Source organism: Paenibacillus aurantius, assembly GCF_032268605.1.
In the GTDB taxonomy this organism is placed as follows: Bacteria; Bacillota; Bacilli; order Paenibacillales; family NBRC-103111; genus Paenibacillus_AO; species Paenibacillus_AO aurantius.
This window is the reverse complement of sequence record NZ_CP130318.1, coordinates 2,077,816-2,092,573: the sequence shown is the minus strand read 5'-3', so window position 1 is coordinate 2,092,573 and position 14,758 is coordinate 2,077,816. Positions and strand designations below refer to the sequence as shown.

7 protein-coding genes are annotated in these 14,758 nt (G+C 55.8%); all 7 read right to left on the bottom strand.

Translation table 11 applies throughout. The features are described from left to right. Window positions 1-192: 192 nt before the first annotated feature. Window positions 193-1,893: a hypothetical protein gene (locus MJA45_RS09550; RefSeq protein ID WP_315607029.1), complete on the bottom strand. Its 1,701-nt coding sequence runs from the start codon at window positions 1,891-1,893 to the stop codon at window positions 193-195. After that, window positions 1,890-2,942 (bottom strand): glycoside hydrolase family 88/105 protein, encoded by a 1,053-nt coding sequence (locus MJA45_RS09545; RefSeq protein WP_315607028.1) that lies wholly within the window; start codon window positions 2,940-2,942, stop codon window positions 1,890-1,892. The genes MJA45_RS09550 and MJA45_RS09545 overlap by 4 nt, the downstream gene beginning before the upstream one ends. Beyond that, window positions 2,939-8,338: a CBM96 family carbohydrate-binding protein gene (locus tag MJA45_RS09540; RefSeq protein ID WP_315607027.1), complete on the bottom strand. Its 5,400-nt coding sequence runs from the start codon at window positions 8,336-8,338 to the stop codon at window positions 2,939-2,941. The genes MJA45_RS09545 and MJA45_RS09540 overlap by 4 nt, the downstream gene beginning before the upstream one ends. Window positions 8,339-8,572: 234 nt before the next feature. Then, window positions 8,573-10,810 carry an AraC family transcriptional regulator gene (locus MJA45_RS09535; protein WP_315607026.1) on the bottom strand — a complete coding sequence of 746 codons (2,238 nt, stop codon included), beginning with the start codon at window positions 10,808-10,810 and terminating at the stop codon, window positions 8,573-8,575. Window positions 10,811-10,987: 177 nt separating this feature from the next. Continuing rightward, window positions 10,988-12,610 (bottom strand): type 2 periplasmic-binding domain-containing protein, encoded by a 1,623-nt coding sequence (locus MJA45_RS09530; protein WP_315607025.1) that lies wholly within the window; start codon window positions 12,608-12,610, stop codon window positions 10,988-10,990. A 103-nt stretch (window positions 12,611-12,713) separates the two neighbouring features. After that, complete coding sequence (locus MJA45_RS09525; protein WP_315607024.1) at window positions 12,714-13,595, bottom strand: carbohydrate ABC transporter permease; 882 nt, start codon at window positions 13,593-13,595, stop codon at window positions 12,714-12,716. Window positions 13,596-13,607: 12 nt separating this feature from the next. Then, window positions 13,608-14,558, bottom strand: a complete 951-nt coding sequence (locus MJA45_RS09520; RefSeq protein ID WP_315607023.1) for an ABC transporter permease — start codon at window positions 14,556-14,558, stop codon at window positions 13,608-13,610. Window positions 14,559-14,758: the final 200 nt, after the last annotated feature.

The window sequence follows — 14,758 nt, the reverse complement described above, 5'->3', positions numbered from 1 at the left end:
AGAGACAGGACAGCTATCCATATCACTATCTATACTATGGTCTAACCATAACATGAATCTTCTTATCAGCATAGATGGGCTTGGAGAAGGGGTCGGACTAGATGGGTAACAACGAAAATAGACGCCCGCTTTAAGCGGGCGCCTGCCAGTTGGTTGAGGTTGCTGCCTAATAAAAGAATAACCGGACAGCGGTTACGATCGATGCATGAGCTTATGGAGCTCATCCGGCGCGGTAGGAAGCTGCAGGCTAAGAACGGCGCCCTCCCCGAAACGCACCTTGGTTTCTACGCTGCTGCCCGCCTCCTTCGTCTCCGCCTGGAGGACGCGGTCCGCCTCCGTCACATCGAAAGCCAGAAGGAAGCAGGCCTTCGAGAGGGAATGGAAATCCATCGTCCGGGCTTCTCCCGAATGGATCACCAGATCGACGCTTACCTGCGCCTCTTCTTTATGAATCTCCCAGGCGAAGTCTGTTTTCCCGCCAAAGACTCCATAAAGCTTGCCCAGCTTAACGTGAAGGCCGTCCACCCGGACATTCACAAGGTCGTCCTGCCCGTCAACGGCTACCTGATCCAGGGAGCCGCCGATTTCGAAGCGCAGCCTTAGATCCGAAGCGGTGATGCGTCCATGCACGGGGTTCAGGTTAGGGTGCGTGCCGCCGCCGTTCGTTGCGAAGGTCACACCGAGCAGAACGCTGCCTTCCTCTTGAATCCCGTTGTAGACCGCCGAGCAGTAGTCGTAGCCGTCGTGGAGAACACGGAAGTGGATATACGTGCAGGCCGGCCCGTTCGTGAGATAAGCCAGAAGATTGCGGCATTGGTTCCACATGATATTGGAGCTGAAGCTGCCGACGGAAACCCGCGGGTTCATATAGAGATAAGCTTCTCTCGAGCTTGAGCCGTCCGCTCTTTTGGCGACCGCTTGTTTTCCATGCCTTTCCTGCACCTCCCGGTAAAGTTGGTGGTACTTGGCCGGACAGGAGATCCGGTTGCCATACCAGGTCAGGTTATAGATCAACTCGCTCTCCGGCAGCAGGTGAAGGTGACCGTCACACGCCATCTGGATAAAAGAGAGCTTCTCCGGCGGAAGCAGCTTGTCGTAAGACCGGCTGTGCGGTCCGGCCCACTGCTTCACCGCAGGATGGAAATGATAAGCGGCCATCTCCCAGGCCCCGTCCAGAAGCTCTTCGATCATGGCACGGGCTTCCCCGTTCTCCGTTTCCGTCGCGATGCTCGAAAGCTCTTCAATGGCAACAATGGTGTAGGTGGGGCTGTTGTACTCCTGGAAGGTGCCCTGCTCCTTCGTATGCCGGTAGAAGCGCTCCAGCCGGTCAAAGCCGTAGCGGCGAAACCTCTCTTCTCTGAAGTGCTCTCCCGCGATCAAGGTGACGAAGGCCCCCATGATGGCGATGTTCGTATATTCAGGTCCGACATTCCGCTTGATGATCGCTTCGCAGCTGTTATAGATGGCTTTCTTCACCGCCGCCCTTAGGGCAGGCGGAAAGGAAGCCCCGTGCCGGACGTCCGCCAGCACCAGCTGTTTTCCGCAGAAGTCCGCCCAATTCCAGTCGGGCGGGGCCATTTGGGAAAGCGGCTCCTCGTAGAACCAGGACCAGATTCCGAACGTAGGGGACGCCGGATCGTCATCCTGCAGAGACACGATTTGCTCCAGGATGGAGAAGGCTCTTTCCCGCCAGGTGTCCTGGCCGCTGTCGAGAAGGGCCACCGCGTACTGAACGGTTTCCCGCGTCGGGTGAACATAGTCCGCCTGCTTGATTGTCGTATGGTACCCGGGGCTGCTAAAGGGCCTTCTCAGCATGCGAATCGACGCGTTGAAATCAGGCTCCCTCTCTTCCAGCGCATTAAGCAAAGCGGCCCTCCCTTTGTCCGTGCTCATCGTCCTTCCTCCTCTGCCTTAGCCGCTTCGAAGGCGTTCAACAGCATCAGCATCAGCCCTTGCCCATACAGGGTCGGGTAACAGGCGATGCGGTTATAGGCTTCGACGGATTCCATGACCGGGGTTCCGCCGGATACCCCGCTCAGGCATCCATCGGCTTCGATCCTTTCCACCAAGGCCGGAAGGGCCCGACCGGCTGCTTCCGCGAGCTCCGAAGAGAGCCATCCGCTGCGGATGCCGCGCAGAATTCCGCATGCGATGCCGGCACTGCCGGACGCCTCACGGTAATAATCGGGATGGTCCATGACCGTGCTCCAAAGCCCGTCCTGCTGCTGGTACCGGATGAGGCCCTTCATCAGACGCTCATACCTTATCCGCAGTTCATCGGGAATGGGGGCAAGCCCTCCGACCTCCGAAACAATCTCCGGTATGCCGGCCGCCACCCAAGCGTTCGCCCGGGTCCAACGGGCGGCGGACATATGATCGGATGTGATGCAGTTCCAGCCGTGAAACAGAACGTCCGTCTCCTTGTCCTGCAGTAGCCGCATATGAATCAGGGACTGCTCCACTGCTTCCTTGGCATATTCGGCATGGCCGGTCAGCCTGGCCGTTCTCGCCAGGAACAGCACCGCCATAAAGACCGTATCGGCCCACACCTGCTCAGGGAATTGAGCCTCTTCCGTTACGGTATGCTCGAAGGCGCCTTCCCTTGTGCGGGGGGCTTCCCGAAGCAGCCACTCGGCTGCCCGGACGGACGATTCGTAGTAATAGGTATCGCCCGTGTGCCGGCATAGAGGAGCGTATATCGCGAATGGCGCGATAGCATTGATGACTTTCAGCTCTGCCGACTTCGCCCGGTTGCGCTGCTCCCATTCATGAAGATCGTCCAGGACCTCGCGGCGTCTGAAGGTTTCCCCGTACTCCATCATAGCGATCACTCCGACGCCCGGGACCCAGTCCCAGGCTTCCCTGTCCATTCCCCATTGCCCGGAGTAATCTTGAACCATGTAACCGTAGACGCGTGCTGCTGTTTCCGCTATGGGAATCATGCGGTTTGACCTCCTGATGGTAAGGTAAAGTTTCCTCGCAAAGGCTGCAGGAACGCCGCGTAGAACGGCTCTTCCTTATCACCCTCTTGTTTCCACATCTGCAGGCTGATACGAGGAGAGGGGCTTCCACTGTCTTCTCCGCTAGCGGCGATGATACGCACCAGGTAAGAGTTCGCCTGCTGATCCTCCGCCTCTGCCTGGATATAGGTTTCGGAGCCCGCTGCCGCCAGCCACTGCAAGGAGCGGCTAGTCAAGTCAAGCCCCTGAGGTTCGGCATGGATACGCAGCATGCCCGATAGTTCCCCTCCCGGCGTTCGCTCGCCCTGCAGAGTAAGGTGAAGCTTGCCCGCCTTCTGGCCGAGAGGACCTCCGCCCCCGGGGAGCGGAAGAAATCCGTTCAGGCTGGCCGTGTCCGGCAGGCGCTCCGCAACAAGTACAGTTGCGATGGCGGATGCCGTCTGATAGTAAGGATTGGGCTGAATCTCATAGCGGATCTCATATAATCCGGCGGCAAGCTGAACCGGTAGATGAGCCGTTCCGGAAGCATCCGTCGAATAAACGGCCTCGGTTACCGCCGTGTCGCCGCGGGTGCCATTTGGAAGCATCCGGGTAATGACGGCCCCCACGGGGATGCCTTCCATCCGGCCAGGCTCCGCATCGTTCTGGACCAAAGCAACGTCAAGCGTCTGCCCGCTTCCGACAGTTACCAGGGACGGACTCACGGCCGACAAGGAGGCTTGCTCCTTGCGGACCGTCAGCTTGGATTCTACTGTGCTTCCTTTGTAGGCCGAGCCGGCCTTGGGCTTGTATAGGGCGCGCGTCGGGTATTCGACGGTTTCCGCCGAGGAACCGGCTCCCTGCTTGATCGTATAGCGGATCGAGGCCGTTCCCTCTTGGTTCGTAACGGCAGAGCCGACCAAGCCCTCCTCCACTTCAAAATCCACGGATTCGCCGGCAATTGGCCGGCCGGCCGGATCGGTTAAGGTGGCCTTAAGCTCGATGGAATCGCTGTACGTTCCTTCGGCCGATTCCAGCTTCAGCTGGGAGCCGGGCTTCATCCATTCGATCGTCCGGAACAGCTTAGGATCCTTGGCTCCCCCGATACCCGAGCCCCATTCGATATAACCGCGGCGCTGTACGCCGTCGTTGTCGTTTAAGAGAAGCGAGAAACTGACGATCTCGTCCGTTTCCGGCCGGATCGGCTTTATTTCGGACCACGGAAGAGCCATCTCATAGGTGGTCGTATGCTGGGCCTCATCCCGAACGATGACAAGCTTCCCATTGTCGACGCGGCCCGTCGGAAGCCCGGCCGGCGAGAGGAACCGGTAGATTTGCGGGCCGGCCGGCGTTTCCGCCATCCCGAATTCGTACCAGGCCTTGCTCTCTCCCGGTACTCCGGCGGCCAGGGCGAACTGAAAGCCGTCGTTCTGCCACTGATCTCCTCCTCCAGCGGGGTAAGCCCACACATTGTCGGTGACCTTCGCGCTTATATAGAGATTATCCCGGTCGGCATTCAGCCAGACCAGCCCGCTGGCATCGTCCGGACCGCCATAGCCGGAAATTTTATTGTTTGCCTTCGATAGATCGATTAAGGGAGCGGCGGCCGGATCGTCCAGAACGCCGTCCACCTGAACGGTTTTGTAGGCAATGGGGTTATATTCCACTTTGCCTGAGAGGGTAATCGGCCCGAAGCCCTCCAGATCGACGGTCACTTGATAGGGGTAACTCTTGTCATAATCTACCGTACCCACATCCCAGGAGAAGGTCTCTTCGGCGAGCGGAGCCACCTCCCTTCCGGAATCCATGGAACCGGTCTGAGTGTTCATGGCCCAATCCACCTTAAGAACACGGAGCGATTGGCCGCTAAAGCGGTTCGTTACGGTCACGTTCATCTTCCCAAGGCGGGACGCTTCATCGGCCACTACGGGACGCACCCGAATCTCATAAGGCTCGCCTATTCGAACCTGATGAGTCAAGTAACCGATTCGTTTCCCTCCGGAGAGAAGGTCTCCCCGGACATGCTTGGTACCGGTATGATCAACGGATCCGAGCTTTAAGGTGCCGCTGACCGTGCCGTGAGCCTCGGCCGCCAGCTCTACCGTCTGGTTCTCGGAAGCCAGCGAAACCGACAGCGGCTCGCCGAGCGGGTTGACCATTCTCACATCGAGCTGCACCTTCTCCGTGGCAACCGCCTTATCTCCCGAGGTCACCGTAAAGGTGGAATCCTGGACCAACCCTTCGATCGTTCCTTGGATATAAACCGGCTCTCCGCTCAAGGTGATATAAACCTTTCCATCGAGCGGGGTGTAGGTTTGGGTATTGCCCATCAGGTCCGTGATGTCCACCGGCCCCGAGGTCTTAATCGCCATGGATTGGGAGCTCAGCGACCAGGCGACGTGAAGGTCCCTCCCATCCTTGCGGAACGCATAGCTGTAAATGCCGTCCGGTGTCGATTCTTTCTGGACGTAGTCCGCTCCGGTCAGCTCCCGGGTCATGGCGGCGTAGGCCGCATAGGCCGGCTTCGGGGTATGCTTTCCTTGGGGGTCGGCGGCATTGCGGATAATCCCGAAGTTGTCCTCGTTGTAATCCGCCTTCGTTCCGTCATTCATGAAATCGTACCAGAAGATTTTCTCAACGCCGCCCGCCAGCGCCAGCACGTGGCCGCGCACCAGATAATCCGCCTGCGTCTTCTCATCGATGCCTCTGCTGTCTTCCTGCGTCGGCCAGCCGAACTCGCTGATCCATAACGGCTTGGATTGCCCGTTGTTGTATTGGCGGATCAGGCTCTGGACTCCGGCCAGCTGACCGATCAAGCCTTCCGGTGCGGCCGGATATTGATAAGGATGAATCGAAACCGCATCCATATATTGTAGTCCGCCAAGCTTGAACACCTCTTCCATCCAGCTGAGCGGCACGCCGGCTGTCGCCATGCCTACAACCGTAACGTCCGGCCTTTCGACTTTTACCGTCTCATACGTTTTCTTCAGAAGGGGGTAATAATAATCCGGCCTCGAATCCGCGGGACCGTTCCCCCGGTCGCCGAAGGCGATGTTAAATTCGTTATACACCTCGAGCCACTTCAATTGGGTTCCATAATGATCCAAATACGATTTAGCATAGTCGGCGAACCCTTGGCGCCCTTCGTCCGTATAAGGGGTGCTGTTGTTGTCATAGAGCGGATTGTTGTAGCCGGCCACGAACAGCATGTCCTCCTGCTGCTCTTTCAGCTTCGCCATATAATTGTCCGGCACCGGAGCGAAGGTGTACTGGCCTTTCTGCTTCTCGATTCCGTTCCATTCGATTCCATCCCTTACGTTCTTGGCTCCGGAAGCCTGGATGAGATCAATCAAATCGGAGCCCCACCCCGTCCCGGTCCGATGCAGATGGGTAGCAAACCCGAACGGGGATTCCGGTACCGCCTTCACATCGAAAGGAGACAGCACGGCAAACGGCGTGCTCAGCATGACCGGCTCCATCCCAGGGGCTTCCAGGCTGAACCGGATGGTAAAATACCCCTTCTGCTCAACCGGTACGGAAAGCAGAAGTTCCCCTCCAGCTACAGGCGAAGAGCCTCGTTTCACTTCCCGTCCCCAAGCATCCTCCACGATCCATTGAGCGCTGCTTCTTCCGGTCCTAACCTTGAACTGAGCCGAATCCGGCTGAACGAATACATTGCCTTGCTTGACCTGCAGGATTTCGTTGCCCGGCATGCGCACGGTCACCAGCGGGCCGTCCGTGCTCCAGCGCCCCGCACTGTCTCCCGCCTGCACTTGAAAGGTATATCGGCTGTCGCTTTGCAGCCCGTTCAAGGCAAGCGTACTGGCTGTTGCCGGGAGCTCCTGAAGGAGAACGCCGTCCTTGTATATGCGGTAGCCAGTAAGCTCGGCCCCGCCGTAAGACGTTGGCTTCGTCCAGCTAAGCTTTAAGGACGATTCCTGCACATCGGCCGCCGTGAGCTCGCTTCCTGCCGGCCAAGACGGGGCGTTCCCATCGGCAGGCAAAGCGGAAATAAGCAAATACGGCTTATGGATGTCCTCTTTGCTTTTGAATACGGTGGCGTATCCCGGAGAAAGATCCTGGAACAGCGAGAAGGTCGCGAGGCCGCCCCCCTGTGCCTGCTTGCGGAGGTAGGAGGTGACGTCCACCTCGTTCCACTTCATCGTCCGGTTAATCGTAAACTTGCCGAGATAATGTTCGGTGTCCGGCTTGTTCATCCAAGTGATGGATTTCTCGCTCCAATCCTGGACTTCGCCGCCGGCAATCGAAGTGCTTAAGGAGGTCGGACCCGCTTCGGTAATCGCCCCGTAGATCATTAGCTTGGCGGATCCGATCTCTTCGGGCTTCATCCCGTTCAGATCAAACCGCAGGTAGGAACGCCGGGTCAGATCGGCGACATTGTTCTTCACCAGCAGATCCGCCGATTGTCCGAAATTTTTGTCTGCCGATGTCCCCGAGTTTACATAAGCGTCATCCGTGGGGATCCTCGTCTGAATGGTGCTGTAGATGGGCCCGTCGGTACTCCAGCGGCCGGCCGAATCCCCGGCCTGTACCTGGAACGTGTATCTTTTCCCGTCCGGCAAGCCGGTTACCGTATACTCTTGTGCGGTGCCCGGCAAGGCTTGAACGAGCTCCCCGTTCCGGTAAACGCGGTAACCCGTTATCTCCCCGCTGCCCGAGGAGGCAGGAGTCCAGCTTAAGGATAGAGCGGATCCCGAAGCTCCCTTCCCAAGCAAGGCGCTGCCGGCCGGCCAGGACGGGGCGTCCGGCTGAACCGCGGTATCGGAAACGATCAATTGAGGCTTATGTAAGGTGTCTTCCTTGCTTTTGAACGTGACCACATAGCCGGGAGAAGTCTCCTGGGTCAGAATCAGTGTGGCGGTTCCATCCTCCCCGGCTTGCTTGCGGATATACGAAGTCACGTCCACCTCGTACCATCCCGCCGTAGGAGTAACGTCTAACCGGCCCAGAAAGAATTCCGGCTCCGGCTTGCTTCCCCAGTTCATAGTGGATTCCGCCCAGCCGTCCTGCCCTCCGCCGTAAACGGAGATCCGTACACTGGACACCCCCGGTTCCGTCACGCTTCCGTATATCCTCAGCTTGGCGGAGCCTACGGCTTCCGGCTGGAAGCCCTTCACATCGAAACGAAGATAAGCCTGCCGGGTCACATTCGGATCCGCGGCCTGATACTTAACCAACAGATCGGGAGAACTTCCGAACGTTTGCTCCGACTTGGTACCCGCATTGGCATACGTGTCATCCGTCGGGGTCAAGGGCGCTTCCGCCGCCCATACCGCCGAAGCTTCGTAAAGCCCTGCTGTCCACAGAAGCAGCGCGGTAAGCAGTGCCGCCATCCCCCTCCGGAAGGTCCATGCATGCCGGTTTCTTAATCCTTTCATGCTTCCTTTCCTCCTCGCTCATCTTTATAATAAGTTCCGTCTTATTGCCTTCTTAAGTAAAAGCCAAACGGCAACGTGTATCCATAGACAATAATCTTTCCATAAGCAAAACTCCGGAAAAACCGAAAAGGTATACGAATGAAAAAGGTAGATGGGCCTTTTTGGCGCAAAACCAAAAAAACGGCTGCCTGAACGGCGCCGCTTTCTGTCGATATCCAATTGAAGCTTGGCGTTTTACTCCTGTCCTCTTGCCAGAGTATTCTGCTTGCGGTAATCTCCCGGGGTGACGTTCATCACTTTCTTGAACATACGGATAAACGAAAGAGAATGAGTATACCCCACCTTCATGGCAATATCTTGGACCGGGGCCTTCGTTTCCTTCAGAAGATCCTTGGCATGGCGGATTCGCAGATGAGCCAAATAATCCACGAATTTCTCCCCCATTTCGTCCTTGAACAACTGGCTGACGTACTTGGTATTCAATTGAAAATGATCACTGATCATCTGCAGGGATAAGTTGGGGTCGTCATAATGATTTTCGATATAGGTCTTGATGTCTTTGATCAGCGTATGGCCCGAGCGTTTCTCGCGCATCCGGCTCAGGTGCCGGAAGGCTTGGCTCAGGAGCTCCGCATACCGTTCTTCCAGTTCATCGAGCGTTTCAAAATTCTCCACGGCCGCCATCATCTGGGGGTGGATCTCACTCTCCCAGAGGCCTCTGTATTCCTGGGCCATTTCCTTAAGCGATTGGTTCAGATGGTAGCATAAGTAATTCGCCGCAATGACGATTTCTTCCTTCGAGCTCAAGTTGTTCCGCAAATTCATGAACACTTCCCGGAAGATCGCCTCCCACTCCTCATTGTTCTGCTTGAAGCAGGAGGAAAGCTTGCGGATGACCTCCAGGTTGTCGTAGATCGTATGAACCGACTGGGTCTTCATCTCGGCATACAGAAACGTACCCGATCCTCCGAGCACCGTCTTGTATTTCAAGGCGTTGATCGCATCCTCATAGGAAAGAGGAATTTCGCCCACCTCTTCGACACCTGAGCCAAAGCCCGAGGTCACGGAAAAATGAAGATTAGCCTCCACCCAGCCGATCAGCTCTTCCCCGAGCTTCTTCAGAACCTGCAGGCTTGTCTCTTCTTCAACCGATGTTCCAAACAGCACGCCGAGCCTTTCATTGCCAATCCATTCCGCCCATACGGCAAGGTCATGCTTCTCCGCCATTTCGCTGACCACGCTTTTGACAACGAACTTAAGCAGGCTCTGGTCCCGCTGGTTATACTGATTCTGGAATTCCTGGTACTTGTCGATCTCAATCACCGCGACGAAGAGCCTCCGCTTGTCCCCGGCCGGTGTCAGCCCGTTCAGCTCGCCGTTCCAATCCTCGGCGGTGATCACCCGGCTGCCCGTAATCGCTTCTTGAAAAAAATATTGACGCCGGTACAGCAGGTCCTCACGGAACTGCTGGTCGTACTCGTTGGACTGCTCGATGAGCCGGCTCAAGGCGGTTTCAATAAAGCGGAACTCGTCCTGGCCGCTCGAAGCCGCAAGCAGCTGGGTTCTCTGCACGGCGAACTGGCGAATCTGGTCGACGATCATTTCCACCGGACGGTAATTCCGCCGGGTCACGACAATGAGCCAAACCGCTCCCAGTATAACCAATCCCGCCGCCACCCCAAGCCAGATCCAGTGAATATGGGAAAACACATAGAACAAGCCCCCGTCGTGAAGCCCGCTGTGAATGACCCACCCGGTATAACTGGAAACGGCGGAATTGATCTCCGACCGCATGCGCGTATCCGACGTATTCAGAAGGAAGGCTCCGTTCTGATCCTCAAGCTGGATGTAGCTGAACTTCGAGCTGGACATTTCCATCACGTACTTCGCGATCTTGTCCACCCCGACATTGACCACGAGAAACCCTTTTTCCCCTCCCAGCAGCGGTACATTACGGACAAGCGTCACCACGTTGACCGGGGACTGGTCGGCAAACTCCCGGTAGGCGCGGACGGGCAGCCATTTAGGCGGCGCCCCGTTCTTCAAGACCGTCCTCGCGAACGCCTGGTCGCCGAACTGGCTGAGCGGCATAAGCGAATTGGTGCTCAGCACCATTTCATCGGCCGTCCGGTATAAATAAATGGAGTCGATGAGAGGAAGGCCCCCGACGAACTCCCGCAATTTTTCCGAAGGCACCACAAGACTTCCGAACGTATCAAGCGACGGTTTGAAGTAATAGTCCTTCAATCCGTTATTGGAGTTCGATTCCTTCATGATCTGCTGGCTGATCAGCTCCAGTGTCCGGTCCAGCTGGACGAGCACCTGTTCCATGAACACTTGATTGGCCTGCTTCGCCTCTTCGCGCGACACTTTGTTGACGATGACAAAAAAGAGAATCGACAAACTGAAGATGACGAGGACGAAGATCGGCAAATAGGAAAGAAGCAGCCGTTTGAACCACTTACCCGGCATTCCCGTCCCCCCAAACTTGATGGATACTTCCATTTATTACTGAAGTTCTTATTCTGAGCAATATACATCTTTCTGTCAATAGACATTCCCGCCTCGACCGGAAGCGAGAAAGCGGTTTAAGCCGGTCATTGCATGAAAAAGGCGCCTTTGGGAAGAAGGCGCCTTATCTACAGTGCTTTATTTCTTTTCGTAAATATCCGTAACGGTTACGATTTTATCTTTGTTCTTGCTGTAAAAGGTGTTGTACCATTCATCTATTTTTCCGCCGCCGGCCTTCGTCCACATATCCTTGGCCGTTTGGGTCGCTTTCTCCGGCGTATAGTCCTTGGTCACGATCGCCTTCGTATATTCATCTCCCAGCTTGGATACGCTCTGCTCGATCATATCCAGCTCGTTCGGCTTGGCCGGAGCGTTCAGGAAGAAGCCGGGCATAGGAGTCGCCGGATTCAGGTAGATTTTACGGGCTGTCTCCAGAATGGCTTTGTATTCCTGCCCTACCGGGGAGCTCGTATCGATCTCCATGATGCGGGGATCGCACTTGCGGGTCGCATCGGTCGAGCTGCTTACCATCGAATAGTCGGCGTTCCAGTCTTTTTCCTTCTTGTTCTTCTCGAGGTTAACCGGGGCCGGGCAGCCATTGGCATCGAGTTTATAATGCTCGCCCTCGAGTCCCCACTTCAGGGCCTTGACCGTGTCCTCTTTGTTCAGGAAGTCGATATATTTGATGACGGCAACCGGATCCTTGGCTGCGGCGTTAACCACTCCAGGCGTTTGAGCCGGCGGATTCAGGGCGGGAACGAATTGACCGAAGGAGCTCTTAGGCAGCGCGATCGGCACAAGCTGGGCGTCCGGTACGTTCTTCTTCAGGGCTTCGAAGGTCGCCTTCACGTCCGCCCACTGCATCGTGTAGAAGCCGATCTTGCCATTGACAAAATCCCGCTTGGCCTTCTCCCCATTGGCATCCGCCGCGAAATCTTTATCGATCAGACCGTCCTGGTACAACCGCTTCTTGAAGTCGGCAATCGCCTCCATCTGCTTCCACGGATAGACCATTTTGCCGTCCTCCAGAGCATAGCCGGCGCCAGGCAGACCAAAGATCCAGTTGAAGATATTTTGGTTAAATCCTCCTCCAAGGGAGATCCCGAACGTATCCTTCTTGCCGTTGCCATCCGGATCGTTCTCTGTGAAGGCCTTGGCGACATTATACAATTCCTCGGTCGTCTTCGGCACTTCCAGGTTCAGCTTCTTCAGCCAGTCGTTCCTCACCAGGAAAACCCAGTTGATATCCGTTTGGGTGAACGCTCCGACCTCATAGAGCTTGCCATCGTCTTGGGTACCCAGCTTGCGCAGGATCGGATACTTGTTCAGGAGAGCCTTGTATTCCACGCTGTGCTTCTCGATCAGGTCATCGAGCGGCATCAGCTGCTTCGACGCATACCAGGCATTCTTGTTCAATGGATTGTAATCCTGAATGAAATCAGGCGCGGAGCCCGAAGCAAGAAGGACGTTCAGCTTGTCTTCCGGTTTGTTGCGCGGAATGGGAACGAACGTCACTTCGGCCGGAGCATTCTTGTTAATCCACTCCGTCCAGCGGTTCTTGTCATAGGTCCCTTCCTCAGCCGGCACCCGGCCTCTGTCGTAAACCATCACCGAGATTTTGCCCTTCTTGCCGTCCGCGCCCTCCGAAGCTTTCCCGGCGCCTTCGCCTTTATCCCCTTCTTTGCCGCAGGCTGCGAGTAAGGAACCCGCCGCCAGAACGGTCGTCATCGCCAGCAGGGCGCTTTTCTTTTTGTTGATCATCCCGTTTGTCCTCCCTTTTTCGAATAAGCCAAGCTTAGATATTCATGAATTGGAGCATCCTTCCTGCCGGCCTCACCTCCACCTGTAATCAACCGAGTCTTCTCTATCCTTTGATCGAGCCGATCATAACCCCTTTGACAAAATACTTCTGCAGGAAAGGATACACGATCAGCATCGGAAGCAGCATGGCGATGACACCGGCCGATTGAATCGACTGGGGGGTGACCGACTGGGTCAGGTCGTCGCTGAATTGGCCTTCCGTCACCTGCTGGGCCAGCTGGCTGTTCATGATCATCTGCTGGACGAGCACGGTCAGGTTATGCTTGTCGGAGGAATTGATATAGATCATAACATTAAAGAACGAATTCCAGTGGCCTACCGCATAGAACAGCACCAGGGTGGCGATCACCGGCATGGACAGTGGAAGCATGATCTGCATGATGAGTCTCGTTTCGCTGCAGCCGTCGATCCGCGCCGCGTCCTCCAGCTCCCCCGGGATGTTCTCGAAAAAGGTTTTTAGAACCAGAAGGTTGTAGACACTCACAAGAGCCGGCAGCCACAAGGCCCCATAGCTATTGACAAGTCCCAGGCTTTTGATCAGCAAATAGCTCGGGATAAGGCCGGCCGTAAAGAGCATGGTAAAGACGATCAATAGACTGAGCGGCTTTCTCCAGTAGAAATACGTCCGGGACAGCGGATAAGCGGCAAGAATGGTGAAGAGGATATTCAAGGCCGTCCCCACGACGGTGATCACCACGCTGTTCTTAAAGGCGTTCACGATGTTGGTCCCCTCGATCAGCAGCTTATAGGAATCCGTCGTAAACCCGACCGGCCAGAGTCCGACGAAGCCGGACATCACCGCGTGCTCCGAGCTTAAGGACAGGGATACGATGTGTAGAATCGGCAGGATGCAGCTGATGCCGAGGAGCCCAAGCAGGAAGGCATTGACTCCGTAAAAAATTTTTTCTCCTAAAGATGTTCTCATCCCGTCACTCCTTTACCATAGCCCTTGGCCAAATTTCCGGGCGATTTTGTTCGCAGTGAGCACGAGGACCAGGCCGACCAAGGACTGAAAGAAGCCGAGCGCCGTCGTTATACTGAACTGGCCGCGGCCAAGCCCTACCTCGTAGCTCCAGACGCTGATGACGTTCGCAATATCGCCGACCATCGGATTCTTGAGCACATAAATTTGATCGAAGCCGACATCCATGACATGCTCCATCGAGAGAATCAGCATCAGAATAATGACCGGCGCAATGCCGGGAATCGTAATGTGCCACATCTGCCTCAGCTTGTTGGCCCCGTCGATGCTCGAGGATTCATACAGGCTAGGGTCGATATTGCCGAGTGCCGCCAGGTAGATGATGGCCCCGAACCCCGCTTCCTTCCAGATGCCGGAGCCCAGAAAAACCCCGAGCCAGGTGGACTTGTTATAAAGAAACTGGATTTTCTCCCCTCCGAGCGCCGAGATGATTTTGTTGATGACGCCTTGTTCCTGGGCGAAAATGAGAACCACAAACGAACCGATAATAACCCAGTTCAAAAAATGCGGCAAATACACCAGCGTCTGGATCGTCCGTTTGTATACCATTCCCCGCACCTCATTAAGGAGGATGGCGAGAAGAATCGGGAAGGGAAAGGACACCAGGACCGACAGGATGGAGATCACGAAGGTGTTCTTGATGATCGTGACCATCATGGGACTATTGAACAGAAGCCGGAAGTTATCCAGTCCCGTCCAAGGGCTGCCCAGAATGCCGTCAGCCAGGTTGTACTGCTTAAAGGCGATGATAAGCCCGCCCATCGGGACGTATTTAAACAGAATGAAATAAACGAGGATCGGCGAGAACATAACCAAGAGCGGGATGTTCATCCGGAAACGCCTTCTCCTTTGCAAGCGCAGAGCGGTCTCCCGGGAAGCGCTCAGCTGAACAGTAGGATTACTCATCTCTCTTTCTCCTTATCCGCAATTTTTGTGGCAGCCTGATGTTTACGGTACGTCTCTTATTCAAACGCAAAAGAGGGAGTAACACCATAGACATGTTTCGAAGAGGTATACGATAATCCAGTTCCGGCGCGGGTTTGCGGAAATTGTATATCGCCGATAATTGCATATGGGGAGGCCGGGATCCGGGGATTTCCTTGGGA